The following is a 21,024-nucleotide window of genomic DNA, read 5'->3' as shown; positions in this document are numbered from 1 at the left end:
AAGGAAGAGGGCCGGATGCCATGGCATCCGGCCCTCTTCGACGTCACTGACCGCGGCGCTCGCGTAGCTGCTGCAACGCGTCGTCGAGCAGTGAGGCGGCTTCTTCGTCGCTTCGGCGCTCTTTCACGTAGGCCAGGTGGGTCTTGTACGGCTCCGCCTTGGCGAGAGCCGGCGGGTTCGCCTTGTCACGACCGGCGGGCAGGCCCGAGTGCGGGGAGTCGATGGTCTCGGGGATCTCGTCGTCGGGGATCCCCGCCGCGAAGTAGCGCACCGTCTCGTTGCCGAGGGCGTCCCAGTACGACACGGCGACGCGGTCGGCGTGGAAGCCGTGGTCCTGCTCGCCCATGGGGCCCGCACCGACGCGCGAGCCGCGGATCGCATTGCCTCCAGTGGCCATGTCAGAGCTCCGCGAACTTGGTCAGCAGGCCGAGGCCGACGATGGTGACGAACCACACCAGAGCCAGGACGACCGTGAAACGGTTGAGGTTGCGCTCCGCGAGTCCGGACGAGCCGAGGGCGGAGCTCATGCCGCCGCCGAACATGTCGGACAGACCGCCACCGCGACCCTTGTGGAGCAGGATGAGCAGGGTCAGCAGCAGGCTGGTGAGACTCAGCATCACCTGCAGGACGAACTCGAGAATCTGCACTGTCGAAAGCCTTTCGCGCGCGGCACTGTCGACCGCACAAGCGTCAAGTATAGGGGGCGGGGGTCCCGACGCACGGATGCCCGCGGCTCGGCGCCGCGGGCATCCGGTGGCGTCAGACGCCGACGTGCTTCTGGAAGCGGATGATCGCCGCGAACTCGTCGACGACGAGGCTCGCGCCACCCACCAGGGCGCCGTCGACATCGGGCTCGCGCATGAAGCCGGCGATGTTGCTCGACTTCACCGAACCGCCGTAGAGCACGCGCGTGCGCGCCGCGGCATCGGCCCCGAGCTTGTCGGCGACGACCGCGCGCAGCTTCGCGCAGACCTCCTGGGCCTGGTCGGGCGTCGCGGCCTGACCGGACCCGATGGCCCAGACGGGCTCGTACGCGACGACGATGTCGGCATCCGCCGACACGCCCTCGAGGGCGACCTCGAGCTGCCCCACGGGAACGGCGCTCGCGCCGAACTTCTCGAGGTCTTCGCTGGTCTCGCCGACACAGATCACGGGCACGAGGCCGTGACGCAACGCCGCCTGGGTCTTCGCCGCGATGACCTCGTCGGTCTCGTGGTGGAACTGACGACGCTCCGAGTGCCCGATGATGACGTACTTCGCGTCGAGCTTGGCGAGGAACTGGCCCGAGATCTCCCCGGTGTAGGCACCGGAGTCGTGCGCCGAGAGGTCCTGCCCGCCGAGGGCGAACTCGATCTTGTCGGCATCGAGCAGCGTCTGCACGGTGCGCAGGTCGGTGTAGGGCGGGAACACCGCCACCTCGACGCTGCCGTTCTCGTGCTTGGCTTCTTTCAGCGTCCAGTGCAGCTTCTGGACGAACGCGACCGCCTGCAGGTGGTCGAGGTTCATCTTCCAGTTGCCGGCGATCAGGGGGGTTCTGTTCACGCCCATCCGAGGACCTCCAGTCCGGGGAGCTTCTTGCCTTCGAGGAACTCCAGGCTGGCGCCGCCGCCGGTGGAGATGTGGCCGAACTCGTCGTCGGCGAAGCCGAGCTGACGAACGGCCGCCGCGGAGTCGCCGCCGCCGACGACGCTGAGCCCGTCGACCTCGGTGAGCGCCTTCGCGACCGTCTTGGTACCGGCCTCGAACGCCTTCATCTCGAACACGCCCATGGGGCCGTTCCAGAAGACGGTGCGCGAACCGCGGATCGCCTCGGCGAACAGCTCCGCCGTGCGGGGGCCGATGTCGAGGCCCAGGCCGGACGCACCGAAGGACGTGTCCTCCAGCTTGTCGGCATCGGCGACGACGTGGTCGGCATCCGCCGAGAACGACGCCGCGACGACGGCATCCACCGGGAGGACGATCTCGACGCCGCGCTCCTTCGCCGTGGCGAGGTAGCCCTTGACGGTGTCGATCTGGTCCTGCTCGAGCAGGCTCGAGCCCACCTCGTGACCCTCGGCCACGAGGAAGGTGAACATCATGCCGCCGCCGACGAGGAGCTTGTCGACGCGGGGCAGCAGGTGCTCGATGACGCCGAGCTTGTCGCTGACCTTCGAGCCGCCGAGCACGACCGTGTACGGACGCTCGGGGTTCTCGGTCAGCCGATCGAGGACCTCGAGCTCCTTCTGGATGAGCAGGCCCGCGGCGGAGGGCACCAACTGGGCGAGGTCGTAGACGCTCGCCTGCTTGCGGTGCACGACACCGAAGCCGTCCGACACGAGGGCGTCGCCGAGGCCGGCGAGCTCCCGCGCGAAGGCCTGGCGCTCGCCCTCGTCCTTCGAGGTCTCCCCCGCGTTGAAGCGGAGGTTCTCGATGACGGCGACCTCACCGTTCTCGAGCGAGGCCACGGCATCCTGAGCCGACTCGCCCACCGTGTCGCGCGCGAACGCGACCGGCTGGCCGAGCAGCTCGGACAGGCGCTGCGCGACCGGCTCGAGGGAGTACTTCGGGTCGGGCGCCCCATCGGGACGGCCCAGGTGCGAGCACACGACCACGCGCGCGCCGGCGTTGATCAGTGCGTTGAGAGTCGGCAGCGACGCGCGCACGCGGCCATCGTCCGTGATGACGCCGTCCTTGAGAGGAACGTTCAGGTCACAACGGACGATGACGCGCGTGCCGGCCAGCGACCCCAGCGAATCGAGGGTGCGCAGAGCCATGGAGGGTTACAGGCGCTCGGCGACGTACTCGGTGAGGTCGACGAGGCGGTTCGAGTAGCCCCACTCGTTGTCGTACCACGACGACACCTTGACCAGGTTGCCGCTGACGTTGGTCAGTTCGGCGTCGAAGATCGAGGAGTGCGGGTTGCCCTGGATGTCGCTCGAGACGATCGGGTCCTCGGTGTACTGCAGGATGCCGTTGAGGCGACCCTCGGCGGCGGCCTTCTTGTAGACCTCGTTGATCTGGTCGGCGGTCAGACCGTCGGTCGGCGTCACGATGGTGAGGTCGACGATCGAGCCGGTGGGGACCGGGACGCGGTACGACGAGCCGCTGAGCTTGCCGTTGAGGTCGGGCAGCACGAGGCCGATGGCCTTGGCAGCGCCGGTCGAGGCGGGAACGATGTTGATGGCCGCGCCGCGGGCACGACGCAGGTCGCTGTGCGGGCCGTCCTGCAGGTTCTGGTCTGCGGTGTAGGCGTGGGCGGTCATCATGAAGCCGCGCTCGATGCCGAAGGCCTCGTGGAACACCTGGGCGAGGGGCGCCAGGCAGTTCGTGGTGCACGACGCGTTCGAGATGATGACGTCGGTCTCGGGGTTGTAGGTCTCTTCGTTGACGCCCATGACGATGGTGGCGTCGTCACCGGTGGCGGGGGCGGAGATGAGGACCTTCTTCGCGCCGCCCGTGATGTGCTTTTTGGCGTCTTCGGCCTTGGTGAAGCGACCGGTCGATTCGATGACGATGTCGACACCGAGCTCGCCCCAGGGGAGGTTGGCCGGATCGCGCTCTTCGAAGACCTTGATGGTCTTGTCGCCGACGGTGATGGAGTCTGCGGTGTACGAGACGTCCTCGGTCAGCACGCCGCCGACGGAGTCGTACTTGAGGAGGTGCGCCAGCGACTTGTTGTCGGTGAGGTCGTTCACCGCCACGATTTCGAGGTCGGCACCCTGCGCGAGAGCCGCGCGGAGGTAGTTGCGTCCGATACGGCCGAAGCCGTTGATTCCGATCTTGACGGTCACGGAATTTCTCCTGAATCAGTTGTGCGCGATATGCGCGTGATTGCGGTGTTCGCTGGCGGACAACGGCGTCCCGGTGGGGGCCCCACCGGGACGCCCGCACCGTTTACGACAGTACCAGCAGACCCGCGGTCTTCTCACGGGCGGCGGCGAAGCGCTTCTGGGCGTCGTCCCAGTTCGCGATGTTCCAGAACGCCTTGACGTAGTCGGCGCGGACGTTCTTGTAGTCGAGGTAGTACGCGTGCTCCCAGACGTCGAGGAGCAGGATCGGCACGGTGCCCGCGACGATCTGGCCCTGCTGGTCGAAGAACTGCTGGATGACGAGGTTCTCACCGATCGAGTCCCAGAACAGACCCGCCCAGCCCGAGCCCTGCACGCCGAGGGCGGCGGCGGTGAACTGCGCGCGGAACGCGTCGAACGAGCCGAACTGGTCGTCGATGGCCGACTCGAGGTCGCCGGTGGGCTTGTCGCCACCGTTGGGCGAGAGGTTCGTCCAGAAGATCGAGTGGTTCGTGTGACCGCCGAGGTTGAACGCGAGGTCCTTCTGCAGGCGGTTGATGTTCGCGAAATCGCCCTTCTCCCGCGCTTCGGCGAGGAGGTCGAGAGTGGTGTTGGCGCCGTTGACGTAGGTCTGGTGGTGCTTGCTGTGATGCAGCTCCATGATGGTCGCACTGATGTGCGGCTCCAGCGCCGAGTAGTCGTAGGGCAGTTCGGGCAGCGTGTACTTCGCCATGATCTCAACTTCCGAATCGGGCGCTGCCGAGACCTCTTCGCCGTGACGACGTGCCGAGGAATCGAGCAACGAGGGTGACGAGTTCATCCTACTGAGGGCTAACCACGGCGCAGCGGGGTTGCTTCCCCGCATGACGGTGGATAGATCATCCGGGCGCGCCGCGGGCTCCGCGACGGCGGGAGGATGCCGGGCGGCCCCGCCCCTCGGACGTCAGTCCTCCGCGCCCACGGGCACGGCGGCTTCGGTACCCGGGATGCCCTCGGCCTCGGCCTTCTTGTCGGCCATGGCCAGCAGGCGGCGGATGCGGCCGGCGACGGCGTCCTTGGTGAGGGGCGGGTCGGCGTGGTGACCGAGCTCGTCGAGGCTGGCGTCGCGGTGCGCGAGACGCAGCTCACCGGCCTGCTGCAGGTGGTCGGGAACCTCGTCGCCGAGGATCTCGAGCGCGCGCTCGACGCGGGCGCAGGCGGCCACGGCGGCCTGCGCGGAGCGGCGGAGGTTGGCGTCGTCGAAGTTGACGAGACGGTTGACCCCGGCGCGCACCTCGCGGCGCTGACGCATCTGATCCCACTCCCCCGCGGTACGACGGGCGCCCATTTCGTACAGCGCTCCGCGGATGGCCTCGCCGTCGCGCACGACGACGCGCGGAACGCCGCGCACCTCGCGGGCCTTGGCGGGGATGCCGATGCGGTGCCCCGCCCCGACGAGCGCCATCGCGGCCTCCGACGAGGGGCACGAGATCTCGAGCGCGGCCGAACGACCCGGGTCGCTCAGCGATCCGCTCGCAAGGAACGCCCCGCGCCAGATGGCGCTGAGGTCGGGGCGCGAGCCGGTCGTGAGCTTGTTGGGAAGTCCCCGCACGGGCCGGCGACGCTGGTCGAGCAACCCCGTCTGACGGGCGAGGGTCTCGCCGGCCTCGATCACGCGCACGGCGAAATGCCCGCCGGTGCGACCGCCGGAGCCCTGCACGTGGTGCAGCTCGGGACGCACCCCGTACAGCTCGACGAGGTCGCGGGCGACGCGGCGCGCGAGGATGTCGGAGTCGAGTTCGGCCTCGACGGCGACACGGTTGGCGATGGAGTGCAGACCACCGGAGAAGCGCAGGAGGGCCGTGAGCTCGGCGACGCGCGCGGTCGGGCGCGGGTCGCGAACGGTGATGAGTTCGGCCTTCACGTCGGCGGTCAGCGGCACGGTTCTCCTCGGGTGGGGGGCGGCGGGGACGACGGTACAGCCTACTCGCGACCGAGGTCGCGATGAGCCACGCGCACGGCCACCCCCGGCACATCGGCCAGACGTGCAGCGAGCTCGCGTGCCATCACGACCGAACGGTGCTTGCCACCCGTGCAGCCCACCGCCACCACGGAGTGGCGCTTGTTCTCGCGCTGATAGCCCTCGAGCACCGGTCGCAGGGCCGCGCCGTAGGCGTCGAGGAACTCCGACGCTCCCGTCTGGCCCAGCACGTATTCCCGCACCTGGGGGTCCTCCCCGGTGAGCGGGCGCAGCCCCTCGTTCCAGAACGGGTTGGGCAGGAACCGCATGTCGGCGACGAGGTCGACATCGGGCGGGAGGCCGTACTTGAAACCGAAGCTCATCAGGGTGATCGTGTGACGGGCAGCGCCTTCTTCGCCGAACAGCGCCACGGTGCGCAACGACAATTGGTGCACGTTGAGCGCCGAGGTGTCAATGACCACGTCGGCGGCCTCGCGCAGCGGTGCGAGCCGCTCCCGTTCCCGACGGATGCCGTCGAGGATGGTGCCGTCGCCCTGCAGCGGGTGCGGTCGGCGCACGGCCTCGAACCGGCGCACGAGCACCGCGTCACTGGCATCCAGGAAGACGACGCGCACCTGACGGCCCGCCTGCAGCGTGCGCATGGCCTCGGGCAGGTCGCTGAACAGCGAACGGCCGCGGACGTCGACGACCACCGCGACCCGTGGCACGGCCCCACCGGCGAGTTCGGTGAGCTCGAGCAGGGGGCGCAGCATCTGCGGGGGGAGGTTGTCGACGACGTACCAGTCGAGGTCTTCGAGGGCGTTGGCCACCGTGGACCGGCCCGCCCCCGACATGCCGGTGACGATCAACACCTCACCTGGCTCGTCGCGTCCCGGCTCCATGAGCGTTCGCCTCCCGTCGTCTCATGCCAGCCTACCGAGCGAGGTGTGCGTGGATGGCCTCGGCCAGGGTCGGGCCGATGCCGGGCAGGGCCGTGATCTCGTCAGGGCTCGCCTCCTTCAGCGCCGAGACCGACCCGAAGTGCCGCAGCAGAGCCTTGATACGGGCGTCGCCCAACCCCGGGACCTCGGCGAGCACGCTGTTGATGTCGCGCTTCCGGCGCTTGCGCTGGTGCACGATGGCGAACCGGTGCGCCTCGTCGCGGAGCCGCTGCAGCAGGTAGAGCGCCTCCGACGTCCGCGGGAGGATCACCGGGTACTCCTCCCCCGGCAACCAGACCTCTTCGAGGCGCTTGGCGATCCCGCAGAGCGCGATCTCCTCGTGGCCCGCATCGGCGAGGGCGCGCGCTGCCGCCGCAACCTGCGGCTGACCGCCGTCCACGACGAGGAGTTGCGGTCGATACGCGAAACGCGGACGCTTCCGTGCCGTCACGACTTCGCCGTCGGCCGTGGCCTCGTCGGAGTCGGGTGCCGCGACGATGGCGCCGCCCACGGTCTCGGGCTCGATCTCGTCGGGGCGGTCGAGGTACGCCAGGCGCCGCGTGAGCACTTGATACATCGAGTCGGTGTCGTCGGTGGTCTCCGCGACGCCGAAAGAGCGGTACTGATCTTTGCGGGGCAGTCCGTCTTCGAAGACGACCATGGATGCCACGACGTTGGTGCCCGAGAGGTGCGAGACGTCGAAGCACTCGATGCGCAGCGGCGCCTCGGTCATGCCGAGGGCTTCCTGCAGGTCAGTGAGGGCCTGCGACCGGGCGACGTAGTCGCTCGTGCGGCGCGTCTTGTGGAGCATGAGCGCCTGCTGCGCGTTCAACGTGGCCGTCTTCAACAGGTCGGACTTGCGTCCGCGCTGGGCGACCTGCAGGGTCACCGGGCGACCGCGGCGCTCGCGCAGCCACGCCTCCAGCTGGTCGGCGTCATCCGGCAGTTCGGGCACGAGCACCTGACGCGGGATGTCGCCGGCATCCGCATCGCCGTACGTGCGCTGCAGCACCTGGTCGACGAGCTCGGCGCCCGAGATGTCGATCTCCTTCTCGATGGTCGTGGCCCGCACCCCGCGCACGCGGCCCCCGCGCACGACGAAGTGCTGCACGGTCGCGGCGAGCTCGTCTTCGGCGATACCGAACAGGTCGGCATCCGTGTCGGAAGCCAGCACCAGGGCGCTCTTGCCCAACACCGCGTCGATGGCCTGCAGGCGGTCGCGGTAGTGCGCGGCCGACTCGTAGTCCATCGCGGCGGACGCCTCTTTCATGCGCGAGGTCAGTTCTTTCGCGAAGCGCTGGTCGCCTCCCGACATGAAGGCGACGAAATCGTTGACGATCGCCCGATGCTCCTCGATCGTGACCTTCATCGAGCACGGCCCGCCGCAGCGCCCGATCTGCCCCGGGAAGCAGGGACGGCCCGATGCCATCGCCTTCTTGTACGAGGAATCGCTGCACGTGCGGATCGGGAACACCTTGATCATCAGGTCGATCGTGTCGTGCACCGCCCACACCTTGGGATACGGCCCGAAGTATTTCGCCCCGCGGATCTTGGGGTTGCGCGTGACGATGACCCGCGGCGCCTCATCGGCCAGGGTGATGGCCATGAAGGGGTACGACTTGTCGTCTTTGTAGCGCACATTGAAGGGTGGATCGAACTCTTTGATCCACATGTACTCCAGCTGCAGCGAGTCGATGTCGCTCGGGACGACCGTCCACTCCACGCTGGCGGCCGTGGTCACCATGCGACGGGTGCGCTCGTGCAGCGAATACAGCGGCGCGAAGTAGTTCGACAGCCGCGCACGCAGATTCTTCGCCTTGCCGACGTACAGCACTCGACCCTCGGCGTCGCGGAACCGGTAGACCCCCGGGTTGGTGGGGATCTCGCCGGCCTTCGGGCGGTAGGGAAGCTGCGACATCCGTTCTCGGGATGCCATGGCTCAGCCCGCCGCGCTCACGAGCTCCCGCTCGGCGTCGTCCGCGTCGAGCGGGGGCGCGTTGCGCGGGGTACCCGTGCGGCCGGTCTCGAGCAGCTCGGCGAGGAAGGCGCCGGTGTGGCTGCCCTCGACCTTCGCGACCTGCTCCGGCGTGCCGGTGGCCACGATCGTGCCGCCGCCGGCGCCGCCCTCGGGCCCGAGGTCGATCACCCAGTCGCTGCTCTTGATGACGTCGAGGTTGTGCTCGATGACGATGACCGAGTTGCCCTTGTCGACGAGACCGTTGAGCACCTTCAGCAGGAGCGACACGTCCTCGAAGTGCAGACCCGTCGTCGGCTCGTCGAGCACGTAGATCGAGCGGCCGTTGCTTCGCCGCTGCAACTCGGTGGCGAGCTTGACGCGCTGGGCCTCGCCGCCCGAGAGAGTCGTCGCCGACTGACCGAGTCGCACATAGCCGAGCCCCACGTCGACCAGCGTCTTGAGGTAACGGTGGATCGCCTGGATGGGTTCGAAGAACTCCGCGGCCTCCGAGATCGGCATCTCGAGCACCTCGGCGATGTTCTTGCCCTTGTAGTGCACCGACAGGGTGTCGCGGTTGTACCGCTTGCCGTGGCACACCTCGCAGTCGACGTACACGTCGGGCAGGAAGTTCATCTCGATCTTCAGCGTGCCGTCTCCGGAGCAGGCCTCGCAGCGGCCGCCCTTGACGTTGAAGCTGAAACGGCCGGCCTGGTAGCCGCGCACCTTCGCCTCGGGCGTCTCGCTGAACAGGGTGCGGATGCGGTCGAAGACGCCCGTGTAAGTGGCGGGGTTCGAGCGCGGGGTGCGACCGATGGGCGCCTGGTCGACGTGCACGACCTTGTCGAGGTTGTCGAGACCGGTCACGCGCGTGTGCTTGCCCGGGACGCGACGCGCACCGTTCAGCTTCGACGCGAGCACTTCGTACAGGATGCCGTTCACCAGCGTCGATTTGCCCGACCCGCTCACGCCGGTCACCGACGTCAGGACGCCGAGGGGGAAGTCGACCGTGACGTTCTGGAGGTTGTTCTCGCGCGCGCCGACGACCGTGATCTGTCGCTTCTTGTCGATCTTGCGTCGCTTCTTCGGCGCCTCGATCGCTCGACGACCCGACAGGTAGGCGCCGGTGAGCGATCGCTCGTCATCGAGAAGCTCGGCGAGAGGTCCGGAGTGCACGACGTTCCCGCCGTCGACGCCGGCACGGGGGCCGATGTCGACGATCCAGTCGGCCGCGTGGATGGTCTCTTCGTCGTGCTCGACGACGATCAGCGTGTTGCCGAGGTCGCGCAGCGTCTCGAGCGTCTGGATGAGACGACGGTTGTCACGCTGGTGGAGTCCGATCGACGGCTCGTCGAGCACGTAGAGCACGCCCGTCAGGCCGGATCCGATCTGCGTCGCGAGACGGATGCGCTGGGCTTCACCGCCCGACAGCGTTCCGGCCGCACGCCCGAGGCTGAGGTAGTTCAGCCCGACCTGCAGGAGGAAGTCGAGGCGCGCGCGGATCTCGCGCAGCACGGCCGCGGCGATGGTCGCCTCGCGGTCGGTGAGGGTGAGCTGCGAGAAGAAGTCGCGCGCGTCGGCCAGGCTCATGCGCGAGGCCGCGGCGATCGAGGTGCCGTCGACCAGCACGGCGAGCACCTCGGGCTTGAGGCGGTCTCCGTCGCACACCGCGCACGGAACCTCGCGCAGGTACTCCGACCAGCGCTGACGCTGCGTGTCGGACTCGGCCTGCAGGTACTGACGTTCGATGTACGGGACGACGCCCTCGAAGCCGGAGGAATACCGCATCTCACGGCCGTAGCGGTTCTTCCACTTGACCGTGACCTTGTAGTTCTCGCCGCGCAGCACCGCCTGCTGAACGTCTTTCGAGAGCTTGTTCCACGGTGTGTCGAGCGAGAAGTCGAGGTCGCGGGCGAGTCCTTCGAGCAGTCGTTCGTAGTACTGGAACAGCCCCTTCCCCTGCGTGGTCCAGGGCAGGATCGCCCCGTCGCGGATCGACAGCTCTTCGTCGCCGAGCATGAGGTCGACATCGACCGACATGCGCGTTCCGAGGCCCGAGCACACCGGGCAGGCACCGAAGGGGGCGTTGAACGAGAAGGTGCGCGGCTCGATCTCGGTGAGCTGGAGCGGGTGACCGTTCGGGCACGCCAATTTCTCGGAGAAGGACTGCCACGCGTCGTCGCCCTCTTCGTCGACGTAGTTGACCTGCATGATCCCACCGGCCAGACCCATCGCCGTCTCGACGGAGTCGGTCACGCGGCTGAGGTTGTCTCCGGATGCCACCAGCCGGTCGACCACCACGGCGATGTCGTGCTTGTAGCTCTTCTTCAGCGTCGGCGGCTCGGCCAGCTGGATGAGCTCGCCGTCGACGACCGCGCGGGCGTACCCCTTCGCGCTGAGCTCTTTGAAGAGGTCGACGAACTCGCCCTTCTTCTGCGTGACGACGGGAGCGACGATCTGGTAGCGGGTGCGCTCGGGGAGCTCCATCAGCTGATCGGCGATCTGCTGGATCGTCTGTCGCTGGATGCGCGCGCCGCAGTCGGGACAGTGCGGTACGCCGATGCGTGCCCACAGCAGACGCATGTAGTCGTGGATCTCGGTGATCGTGCCGACCGTCGAGCGCGGGTTGCGGTTCGTCGACTTCTGGTCGATCGAGACGGCGGGGCTCAGTCCCTCGATGAAGTCGACGTCGGGGCGGTCGACCTGCCCGAGGAACTGGCGCGCGTACGCGCTGAGGGATTCGACGTAGCGTCGCTGCCCCTCGGCGAAGATCGTGTCGAACGCGAGACTCGATTTGCCGGATCCCGACAGTCCCGTGAAGACGACGAGAGAGTCGCGCGGGATGTCGAGATCGACGTCTTTGAGGTTGTGCACGCGCGCACCCCGCACGGTGAGTTTTCCATTGGCGCCGGGCTTTGCGCTGGCACCGGAAACGGCGGACGACGAGGGGGTATCAACAGGAACGATCGGCACGTGTTAAGTCTAGGTCGGGCCTCCGACATCGGTCCCGGGTTCGCCGCGAGCGCACGGATGTGCGAGAGTGCGGCGCACGAGAGCGGCGTCACTCCCCGGCGCGGAGGCTGCCCGCGAACGGCGCGAGCCCGTCTCGCAGGGCGATCAGCGCGGCCTCGTCGACGCCGACCCGCGCCATGATCTGTCCGGGCACGGCGAGTGCGGCCTCGCGCAGCGCGCGGCCCTCGTCGGTGAGGCCGATGTCGAGCACCCGCTCGTCGTCGGCGCGACGGGAGCGGACCACTCGCCCCTGGGCTTCGAGGCGCTTGACGAGCGGCGACAGGGTGGCGGGCTCCATGGCGAGCTCCGTCGCGAGGGCGCTGAGCGATCGCGGCGACCGCTCCCAGAGGGCGAGCATCACGAGGTACTGCGGGTGCGTGAGGCCGAGCGGCTCCAGCACGGGTCGATAGATCGATACGACGTTGCGCGCCGCGGTGACCAGGGCGAAGCAGACCTGGTTCTCGAGCGCGAGCGGATCCTGCATGCGCCCCTCCTCTAAATCGTTAGTACACTAATGATCATGACACGAAAGGATGCCGATCGCCCGCCGCTCCGAGAGCGTGTACGCGAAGCCGGCGGCTGGTACCAGTACCTCAACACCCGACTGATCCGCGTGGCCGGCCCCGCCTCCGTCGGCCCTTACGAGACGACCCCCGAGCCCGTGCGCACGGGGCGCCCCTGCCCCCTGTGCGGTCACCCGATGACCGAGCACAGCGTCGACCGGTCCGGCCCCAAGCCGCTGCTGCACTGCCCCTGAGCGGACCCGCCTCGCCGGTCTCGCGGTCCCGCGGAGAGCGCTTGTTCACCGGTCGTCTCAGGTCGAATCGGGCACATCACTCGACGCGCGCCCTCAACCCAGGTGCGGCCGCCCGTCCGCATCCAGAGGCCACCCGGGATTGACGGCGACCTCCCACGGGTGCCCGTCGGGGTCGAGGAAGACCCCCGAGTATCCGCCCCACGGGGTCGGCGCCGCCGGCCGCGCCACCACTGCACCCGCCGCGCGGGCGGCGGCCAGGATCGCGTCGACCTGTGCGGGCTCTGCGACGTTGTGCGCGAGCGTCACGCCACCCCACCCGCCGCGGTCGTCGACGCCGGAGTCGTCGGCGAGCTTCGCGCGGCCCCAGAGCGCGACCACCATTCCCCCGGTGTCGAAGAACGCCACCTCGCCGTCGACGGATGCCGCGTGCGCTTTCCAGCCGAGGGCTTCGTAGAACGCGAGCGCGCGTGAGAGATCGTGCACGCCGAGGGTGACGAGAGTCAGCCGCTGGTCCATGATCGCGCCCCGGCTCAGGCGTGCCCGGCCCGCTCCATCGCCCGCAGTTCCTTCTTCATGTCCTGCACCTCGTCGCGAAGCCGCCCGGCCAGTTCGAACTTGAGCTCGGCCGCCGCGGCCAGCATCTGCTGCGTCAGATCGGCGATCGTCGACTCCAGCTGATCGGCGCCCTCGGCGGCGATGCCCGTGCGCCGCAGCGACGGTGTCGGCGCCTTGCCCTTGCTCGCCTTGTCGTTGCGAGCGAGGAGCTTCTTCGTGTCGGTGGCTTCCCGGTTCAGCACCTCGGTGATGTCGGCGATCTTCTTGCGCAGGGGCTGCGGATCGATGCCGTTCTCGGTGTTGTACGCGATCTGCTTCTCGCGGCGGCGTTCGGTCTCGTCGATCGCGTTGCGCATGGAGTCGGTGATCTTGTCGGCGTACATGTGCACCTGACCCGACACGTTTCGCGCGGCGCGGCCGATGGTCTGGATGAGAGAGGTACCGCTGCGCAGGAACCCCTCTTTGTCGGCATCCAGGATCGCCACGAGCGACACCTCGGGCAGGTCGAGTCCTTCTCGCAGCAGGTTGATGCCGACGAGCACGTCGTAGACGCCCGCGCGCAGCTCGGTCAGCAGCTCGACGCGGCGCAGGGTGTCGACGTCGGAGTGCAGGTAGCGCACGCGCACACCGTGCTCGCCGAGGAAGTCGGTCAGCTCTTCGGCCATCTTCTTCGTGAGGGTCGTGACGAGCACGCGCTCGTCGCGCTCCACGCGCACGCGGATCTCCTCGAGCAGGTCGTCGATCTGCCCCTTGGAAGGCTTCACGATGATCTCGGGATCGACCAAGCCGGTCGGGCGGATGATCTGCTCGACCACCCCGTCTGCGATACCCATCTCGTAGCGTCCCGGGGTCGCCGAGAGGTAGACGGTCTGTCCGACGCGCTCCTTGAACTCGTCCCACCGCAGCGGGCGGTTGTCCATGGCGCTGGGCAGCCGGAAGCCGTGCTCGACCAGCGTGCGCTTGCGCGAGGCGTCTCCCTCGTACATCGCGCCGATCTGCGGGACGGTCACGTGCGACTCGTCGATCACGAGCAGGAAGTCGTCGGGGAAGAAGTCGAGCAGGGTGTGCGGGGGGTCGCCGGGCATGCGTCCGTCCATGTGCCGCGAGTAGTTCTCGATACCCGAGCAGAACCCGAGCTGCTGCAGCATCTCGAGGTCGAAGGTCGTGCGCATGCGGAGGCGCTGCGCCTCGAGCAGTTTGCCCTGCGACTCGAACTCCTTCAGGCGCTCCTCGAGCTCGTGCTCGATGGTGCCGATGGCGCGCTGCACCGTCTCTGTGCCGGCGACGTAGTGAGAGGCCGGGAAGATCGGCACGGAGTCCATCTTCTCGATGACGTCTCCGGTCAGAGGATGCAGCGTGTACAGCGCCTCGATCTCGTCGCCGAACATCTCGATGCGGATCGCGTACTCCTCGTACACGGGGATGATCTCGATCGTGTCGCCGCGCACGCGGAAGTTGCCGCGCGAGAAGTCGACGTCGTTGCGGTTGTACTGCATCGAGATGAACTTGCGGATGAGCGCGTCGCGGTCGTAGCGCTCCCCCACCTGCAGGGCGACCATGGCGCGCAGGTACTCTTCGGGCGCACCGAGACCGTAGATGCACGACACCGTCGACACCACCACGACGTCGCGCCGCGACAGCAGCGAGTTCGTGGTCGAGTGGCGCAGGCGCTCGACCTCGGCGTTGATCGAGGAGTCCTTCTCGATGAAGGTGTCGGTCTGCGGCACGTACGCCTCGGGTTGGTAGTAGTCGTAGTACGAGACGAAGTACTCCACCGCGTTGTTCGGCATCAGCTCGCGGAACTCGTTCGCCAGCTGGGCGGCGAGGGTCTTGTTGTGCGCGAGCACGAGCGTGGGGCGCTGCACCTGCTCGACCAGCCAGGCCGTCGTCGCCGACTTTCCGGTACCGGTCGCGCCGAGCAGAACCACGTCGGTCTCACCGGCGTTGATGCGCGCCGCGAGATCGGCGATCGCCTGGGGTTGATCGCCGGACGGCGAGTATTCGCTGACGACCTCGAAGGGGCGGACGGAACGCGTTGCCTGCATGATTCCAGCGTAGGCGGGGCCTCCGACATCGGGGTCGGGTTGCGTTCGCCGTGCGCGAGCGGAAGGCGCCCGGGCAGCCTCACGACGAGCGGGCGACACGCTCCCAGAGCTCGTCGACCTGCCGCCGCGTGGCCTCCAGTGTCGTGCTCGTGTCGATCACGACGTCGGCGAGCGCCAGGCGCTCCTCGTCGCTCGCCTGAGAGCCGATGCGAGCGCGCGCGTCGGCCTCGCTGAGGCCACGGATCGAGACGAGCCGTCGCACGCGCTCCTCGACGGGCGCATGCGCGACCACGACGAGGTCCCACGCGTCACCGGCACGCGCTTCGGCGAGCAGGGGCACGTCGTACACGACGACGGCATCCGGATTCGCGGCGAGCGCGGCGTCGAAGCGCCGCTGCGACTCCGTCCGGACGGCGGGGTGCACGAGGGCGTTCAGCGCCGCGAGCCGGTCGGGCCGGCCGAAGACCCGTGCGCCGAGCGCGGGTCGGTCGAGCGAACCGTCGGCGCGGACGACGTCGGCACCGAACTCGCCGGCGATCGCCTCGAGGACATCCGATCCGGGCGACTGCACCTCCCGCACGATGGCGTCGGCGTCGACGACGACGGCTCCGTGGTCGGCGAGGGCGGTCGCGATGGTGGACTTGCCCGAGGCGATCCCACCCGTCAGCGCGAGAAGAGGCACCCGTCGAGGATGCCACATCCCCGCCCGTCCGCGGCGGACCCCGCACGGGCGCTCCCGGCGGATCAGAACCCGAAGTCCCCGCCGAAATCGCCGCCGAAGTCCGCCCCGACGTCGCCGCCGGCGCCCGGGTCGACCGCGCCGGCATCCGTCGCCCCCATGTCCCCCGCCCCGGCCTCGGCCGCCGCGCCGTCGGCGTAGCCGGCGTCGTAGCCGGGGTCGAACATCGCCCCGACCAGCGCCGATCCGACCACGTAGCCGCCGATGGTGCCGAGCATCGACGCGCCCAGCACCGAACCGAAGCCCGGGCCGCCCGCGAAGGATCTCCCGCCGAACGTGCGCTCCATGAAGCCCGGCTGCGAGTACTCCGCGCGGGTCGCCGCGCGGGCGAGCGTCGCGGGATCGTCGTTCGCGGGGCGCTCGGACGGCGCCAGCCCCGATGACAGATCCTGGAGCACCTGCTGACGCTGTGCCGGCGTCAGCTTGCCGAACGCCTCGGCGTGCACCTGCTCCACGGTCTCCGGCGGGGCCGTCCGCAAGAGGTACCGATAGCGCTCGACCGCCTGCCGGTCCTCGTCCGACCCGGATGCCACGGGCGCACCGCCCCCGGCCGGCGGCGGCGCGTAGCGCCCGTCGGCGTCGCGCGAGTCGCTCGCGGTCGGTCGAGGTGCCGCCGACGTGCGCGGCGGCGTGTCGTCACCGGAGCCGAAGAGTCGGTCGAGAAAGCCCATGCTGCATCACCTTCCGCGTCGTGTCCTCCCACGGTAGACGCGACGCGGGACCGGGGACGGGGGCTTGCCGCCGGTGGGAGGGAGTGTTCCTCAGCCCCGCCTCGCGATCGCCTCACTCGTCCATCGGGCGAAGAGCGCCCACGGATCATCGACTCCGGCAGCCAGGGAAGCCACGTGCGCGTCGAGGGCCGGCGATCGCCGGAACCATTCCGTGCGCTCGAACCGTTCTTCGGCGAAGAGCGCATGCCGTCGCCTCTCGACCATGCGGTCGCCGCGTTCGAAGGCGAGCAGCTCATCGTGCCAGATGGCGGCGAGTCGCCGGCGGGGCTGCGCCGTCGTGCCGATTTTGATACGGTCGCCGTACCGGAGGTAGTACACGACATCGACGCGGGGCGGGGGCAGTTCGTCGTCGACCGGGTCGCCGATCCGCCACTCGCAGACCGCGCAGAGCCACCCGCTCGGCCATCGCACCCCCAGCCGCGATCCGCACAGTCGGCAGGGTGCCGGGAGGACGTCGGTCACCCCGTCGTGCGCGGTCACCCAGTCCGCGCTCACCGCAGCGTGCCACGCGCACAGCGCCACGGGCGCGAAGGGCATCACCGCTCCGGCGCACTCGTCGACGAGACAGACGGGGGCGGGCATGCGTTCACGCTACGCCCGACCCCCGACATCGGCTCAGTCGTCGCTCTCGGGGGCCTCCAGCAGAAGGAACAGTCCCGCGTACGGGCCGAGTTCGAGCGAGAAGCTCTGCAGCTCGTCGACACGACCGACGACCTCGCGCGTCGCGGCATCCACCGCGGTGCTCTGCGGCACGAGATACTCCGAGCGCACCGTGCCCTCGATGGTCTCGCCCGAGAAATTCAGCACCGTGATCTGCAGCGGCGCGTCGTCCGCGCGACGATCGCCTCCGTCGAGTCGGTGCACCAGAACGAGCATGCTGGGGTGACCCACCTGCGGGATGTCGACCTGCGAGGCGATGGCGATACCGTGCTCGCCGCGGATGCGGAGCACGTCCCGCAGCCCCGACAGGAACGATTCCGGGTCCGCCTGCTGATCACCGAGAGATCCGTAGAGCGACCGCGCACGCGGCATCCCCGAGACCGATGACGCCGCCTCGGGAGCGACGTCGAGCAGGTCGTGGGCGCCTCGCTCGATCCAACGCGTGTCACCCGACGAGATGAGGTGGCGCACCTCGTCGGCGGGAAGCGTCAGCGAGCCGGTGAGATCCCACCCCGACAGGGCGAACACCCCGGGCTGCCACGAGTTGTACTTCGCCAGCAGCAGGTGCGCGTCGCGGATGGCGGGGACGTCGGCGTCGGTGATGTCGCCGAGCGTCGCCTTCCCCTGGGTGGCGGCGATGAGGGATGCCGTCGTGCAGGCGATCCCGTTCTGTGTAAAGACGAGGTTGTAATCGGCCTCGACGGTGAGCTTCTCGGTCAGGTCCGCGCGCACCATCTCGGCGATCTCCCCTCCCGTGTGCTCGGCGTGACGGAAGGGATAGACCGTGTCGCGGTGCGTCGTCGCCCAGTGCACGAGCTCGTAGGTCAGCTCGTCGTGGTTCTGCATGCCGTGCACGAGTTGCACGGGCTCGACCCCGGTCTCGAGCGCGGTGTTCAGCGCGAGCCGCAGGAACTCCGTGTTCGCCGTGGCGAGAGCGTGGTGATAGCCCGGACGCGTGACGAAGTCGTACGACAGATCGGCCCCGACCGCACCGGTGTCGCGGATGTCCTCCATCGTCAGGTTGAGCTCCTGGAACGTGAAGCCGCCGACCTTTCTCACCATGCCCGCGATGATGTGATTCGCGGCGTGCGAGAGGGGGTGACCCTCCGACCACGCCGGCAGCCCCTCCGCGCTCTTCTCCACCCCGAGGAAGCCGTTCGCGTCCAGGCGGAGTGCACTCGTCCCCAGATCGCCGAGGGAGTGCAAGGCGTCGCCGATGACGAGACGCATGCCCGCGAAGGTCGGGTCGAGCCAGTTGATCGACGGCTGACCCTCCTTGAAGTAGTGCAGGTAGACCCACCGGCGCTCGAGACCGTCGACACCGACGACGGGCGCCGTCACGCTCCAGTTGGTCTCTTTCACCCCGGGCGTGTAGAAGATCACGCGCTGCAACTCGCCGATGATGTACCCACGGGCGCTGAGCTCACGCTCGGTCTCGGCATCGAGGTTGACCGAGTCTCGTCCCGCGGGCACGTCGGGCAGCAACTCCCAGTCCTCGCGAGGGATCTCGACCATGTGGTAGATGCCGGGGTAATCCTTAAAGGCCATCTCCGCGAGGCGGAAGTCCGCCCCCTTGCCCGTGTGACCGGGCACGATGTCGTCGATCACGCTGCCACCGTGCGCCTCCGCCATATCCGCCACGCGCCGGAAGGCATTCTCGTCGCCGAACTCGGGGTCGATCTGGGTGCTGATGCGGTCGAAGTGCCCGTCGACGCTCGGAGTCTCCTGCCATCCCGTGATCCCGCCCGCCCGCTTGACCGGACCGGTGTGGATGCCGTTGATGCCGACCCACTCGAAAGCCTCCCACAGCGCCTCGTCACCGAGGGCGTCGAGGAAGGACTCTCCCGGCCGGGTGATGAGCGAGATGGGGTACGCGGTGAACCACACGTCGGTGGATTCGATCGCCCGCCGGGCATCGGGACGCGCGTACGGGTTCCGCCACATCGACGGCTGCCCCGACAACTGCCGGCTCAAGACGTCGGCGTCCTTCAGCATCGACTGCCGGACGAGCCACTCGACGTACGACGGGTTCAGACCGTTGGCATTGCGCGGGTCGGTGAGAAAACGACGCAGCGTGCCGCCGCGGAACTGGTCGCGCGGGCGCAATCGCCGCGGACGTGCCGGATAGCGCTGCTCGTCGTAACTGATCTCGGTCACCGTCTCGACCGCCTCTTCGGCATCGACCGCTACCGACTCCGCCCTCTCGTCGTCCGTCATGCTGCGCTCGCCGGCATCGTCCACTCCCGACCTCCCTCACGTCTTCATCGACGCTAGTCGGTCGCACCGACAACGCACGGAGGCATTGACCTGAACGACGAAAACCGGGACTGTTCCGCTCAGGGTGAGACGGGCCGCAGGGCGGCGAAGGCGAGCCCCATCGCCACGACGCACATCGCGAGCACAGCCCCGAGGAACCATCCCCACCCCGCCGCGCCGAAGACCAGGCCCAGCGCCCACCCGAAGACGCTCGAACCGGCGTAGTAGCCCAAGTAGTACAGCGACGACGCCTGGGCGCGAGCCCGCGGGTCCGCCGCGACCGGCGTCCATCCGGATGCCACGGCGTGCGCGCCGAAGAATCCCGCCGTGAAGGCGACCAGTCCCACGACCGCCGCCGCCGTGGCCGGGACGAACATCAGAGCGACACCACCCGTCATCACCCCAGCGCAGGCCAGCAGGACCGGGAGCCGACCGTGCCTGACCGCCAGCGCTCCCGCGCGCGGGGAGGACACCGTTCCCGCCAGGTAGGCCAGGAACAGCAGCGTGATCACCACGGGCGGAAGGGAGAAGGGCGGTTCGCTCAGATGGAAGCCGAGGTAGTTGTAGACCGCGACGAACGCCCCCATGAGCAGGAAGCCCTGCGCGTAGAGAGCGAGCTGCACCGGTGACCGGAGGTTCAGCCACAGCCGACGCCGCACCGACGGTCCCGGTGCGGACTGGAGTCTGCCCGGCACGAAACCCCGGGCGGCCGGCACGAGCGCCAGGAAGAGCGCCGCCGCCACCACGCACACGAAGACGACGGATGCCACGCCCCACCGCCATCCGGCCAGCTCCGCGACCCACCCCGAGACGACGCGGCCGGTCAGCCCGCCCACCGTGGTGCCCGCGATGTAGGACCCCGCGGCCGCGGCGACGTGGCGCGCGTCGACCTCTTCGCTCAGATACGCGAGCGCGACGGCGGGTACCGCCCCGAGCGCCGCGCCCTCGAGCAGACGAAGGGCGAGCAGGATGCCGAGATCGTGCGCGAACGGCGTGATGCCGCCGAGAAGGGTCGCGGCTATCAGGCCGATGGCCATGGCCGGCACCCGGCCGACCCGGTCGGCGACGATCGACCAGGGGATGACGGCCACGGCCAGACCGAGGGTGGATGCCGACACCGTCAGCGCCGCGCCCGACGGAGAGGCTCCGACGTCTGCGGCGATGACCGGCAGCACGGCCTGGGTCGCGTACAGCTGCGCGAAAGTCGCGACACCGCCGAAGAAGAGTCCGATCAGCAGTCGCCGGTATGCGCGGCTCCCCGGGAGGTGTCCAGAGAAGTCGCTCACCGTTCGACAGTACTTCGCGGCGGGTGGGGCGGAGGGCCCACCCACCCTCGCGCGCGGGGGTTGTGCCGGGTGTCCGCTGCCCGGCGATTGTGTCCGTAAATGCGAAATGGCCACCCAGCGTTGGGTGGCCATTTCGTTAAAGGAAGTCCGGCGGTGTCCTACTCTCCCACAGGGTCCCCCCTGCAGTACCATCGGCGCTGAGAGGCTTAGCTTCCGGGTTCGGAATGTGACCGGGCGTTTCCCTCTCGCTATGGCCGCCGAAACACTATTGATGTGTTCGTAAACCAACAACGATTGTTTCATTGTTGTTGTTCTCGACCGTACATCGAGAACCACTCAGTGGACGCAAGCACCAAAAACAGGTGTGTTATCAAGTCATCGG

Annotated in this window: 19 protein-coding genes and 1 rRNA gene; 1 reads left to right on the top strand and 19 read right to left on the bottom strand. The window is 68.7% G+C overall.

The genetic code is table 11. From position 1 onward, the window contains the following. Positions 1-43 precede the first annotated feature (43 nt). The 11 genes from AS029_RS13460 to AS029_RS13410 form a co-directional block, all read right to left on the bottom strand. A complete protein-coding gene (locus AS029_RS13460; RefSeq protein WP_055955187.1) occupies positions 44-397 on the bottom strand; it encodes an RNA polymerase-binding protein RbpA in 354 nt (117 codons plus the stop codon). Position 398: 1 nt separating this feature from the next. Then, positions 399-647: a preprotein translocase subunit SecG gene (gene secG / locus AS029_RS13455; protein WP_058233121.1), complete on the bottom strand. Its 249-nt coding sequence runs from the start codon at positions 645-647 to the stop codon at positions 399-401. A gap of 112 nt (positions 648-759) precedes the next feature. Continuing rightward, a complete protein-coding gene (gene tpiA, locus AS029_RS13450) occupies positions 760-1,548 on the bottom strand; it encodes a triose-phosphate isomerase (RefSeq protein WP_058233120.1) in 789 nt (262 codons plus the stop codon). After that, positions 1,539-2,753 (bottom strand): phosphoglycerate kinase, encoded by a 1,215-nt coding sequence (locus tag AS029_RS13445; protein WP_058233119.1) that lies wholly within the window; start codon positions 2,751-2,753, stop codon positions 1,539-1,541. Before AS029_RS13445 ends, tpiA begins: the two co-directional genes overlap by 10 nt. Positions 2,754-2,759: 6 nt before the next feature. Next, positions 2,760-3,770 carry a type I glyceraldehyde-3-phosphate dehydrogenase gene (gene gap / locus AS029_RS13440; protein WP_058233118.1) on the bottom strand — a complete coding sequence of 337 codons (1,011 nt, stop codon included), beginning with the start codon at positions 3,768-3,770 and terminating at the stop codon, positions 2,760-2,762. A 103-nt stretch (positions 3,771-3,873) separates the two neighbouring features. Continuing rightward, the gene (locus tag AS029_RS13435) at positions 3,874-4,500 is read right to left on the bottom strand and encodes a superoxide dismutase (protein ID WP_058233117.1); all 627 of its coding nucleotides are present in this window, start codon (positions 4,498-4,500) and stop codon (positions 3,874-3,876) included. A gap of 210 nt (positions 4,501-4,710) precedes the next feature. After that, positions 4,711-5,688 (bottom strand): DNA-binding protein WhiA, encoded by a 978-nt coding sequence (whiA, locus tag AS029_RS13430; protein ID WP_058233116.1) that lies wholly within the window; start codon positions 5,686-5,688, stop codon positions 4,711-4,713. A gap of 41 nt (positions 5,689-5,729) precedes the next feature. After that, positions 5,730-6,608, bottom strand: a complete 879-nt coding sequence (rapZ, locus tag AS029_RS13425; protein WP_058233115.1) for an RNase adapter RapZ — start codon at positions 6,606-6,608, stop codon at positions 5,730-5,732. Positions 6,609-6,639: 31 nt separating this feature from the next. After that, positions 6,640-8,565: an excinuclease ABC subunit UvrC gene (gene uvrC / locus AS029_RS13420; protein WP_058233114.1), complete on the bottom strand. Its 1,926-nt coding sequence runs from the start codon at positions 8,563-8,565 to the stop codon at positions 6,640-6,642. Between the two features lie 21 nt (positions 8,566-8,586). After that, positions 8,587-11,574 (bottom strand): excinuclease ABC subunit UvrA, encoded by a 2,988-nt coding sequence (gene uvrA / locus AS029_RS13415; protein WP_058233113.1) that lies wholly within the window; start codon positions 11,572-11,574, stop codon positions 8,587-8,589. 88 nt (positions 11,575-11,662) lie between these two features. After that, positions 11,663-12,097: a MarR family winged helix-turn-helix transcriptional regulator gene (locus AS029_RS13410; protein ID WP_058233112.1), complete on the bottom strand. Its 435-nt coding sequence runs from the start codon at positions 12,095-12,097 to the stop codon at positions 11,663-11,665. A 30-nt stretch (positions 12,098-12,127) separates the two neighbouring features. Between AS029_RS13410 and AS029_RS13405 the strand changes: the two genes are divergently transcribed. After that, entirely contained in the window at positions 12,128-12,370 is a 243-nt protein-coding gene (locus AS029_RS13405) for a hypothetical protein (RefSeq protein ID WP_082642313.1), read from the top strand. 93 nt (positions 12,371-12,463) lie between these two features. Here AS029_RS13405 and AS029_RS13400 read toward each other — a convergent pair whose 3' ends face one another. The 8 genes from AS029_RS13400 to rrf all read right to left on the bottom strand — a co-directional run bounded on the left by AS029_RS13400 (position 12,464) and on the right by rrf (position 20,904). Then, positions 12,464-12,886 (bottom strand): VOC family protein, encoded by a 423-nt coding sequence (locus tag AS029_RS13400; protein ID WP_058233111.1) that lies wholly within the window; start codon positions 12,884-12,886, stop codon positions 12,464-12,466. A gap of 14 nt (positions 12,887-12,900) precedes the next feature. Then, positions 12,901-14,970 (bottom strand): excinuclease ABC subunit UvrB, encoded by a 2,070-nt coding sequence (gene uvrB / locus AS029_RS13395; protein ID WP_058233110.1) that lies wholly within the window; start codon positions 14,968-14,970, stop codon positions 12,901-12,903. 79 nt (positions 14,971-15,049) lie between these two features. Further along, positions 15,050-15,652: a dephospho-CoA kinase gene (gene coaE / locus AS029_RS13390; RefSeq protein WP_058233109.1), complete on the bottom strand. Its 603-nt coding sequence runs from the start codon at positions 15,650-15,652 to the stop codon at positions 15,050-15,052. Between the two features lie 62 nt (positions 15,653-15,714). Further along, a complete protein-coding gene (locus tag AS029_RS13385; protein WP_074615953.1) occupies positions 15,715-16,380 on the bottom strand; it encodes a hypothetical protein in 666 nt (221 codons plus the stop codon). Positions 16,381-16,470: 90 nt separating this feature from the next. After that, a complete protein-coding gene (locus AS029_RS13380; protein ID WP_082642312.1) occupies positions 16,471-17,022 on the bottom strand; it encodes a GIY-YIG nuclease family protein in 552 nt (183 codons plus the stop codon). Between the two features lie 33 nt (positions 17,023-17,055). Beyond that, entirely contained in the window at positions 17,056-19,317 is a 2,262-nt protein-coding gene (treS, locus tag AS029_RS13375; RefSeq protein WP_058233257.1) for a maltose alpha-D-glucosyltransferase, read from the bottom strand. A gap of 119 nt (positions 19,318-19,436) precedes the next feature. Next, entirely contained in the window at positions 19,437-20,642 is a 1,206-nt protein-coding gene (locus tag AS029_RS13370) for an MFS transporter (protein WP_058233108.1), read from the bottom strand. Positions 20,643-20,787: 145 nt separating this feature from the next. Then, positions 20,788-20,904 (bottom strand): 5S ribosomal RNA (gene rrf / locus AS029_RS13365). Between the last annotated feature and the right edge of the window lie 120 nt (positions 20,905-21,024).

Source organism: Microbacterium enclense (assembly GCF_001456955.1).
Lineage (GTDB): Bacteria > Actinomycetota > Actinomycetes > Actinomycetales > Microbacteriaceae > Microbacterium > Microbacterium enclense.
The sequence above is the reverse complement of the archived record's forward strand: the minus strand, read 5'-3'. Positions and strand labels throughout refer to the sequence as shown.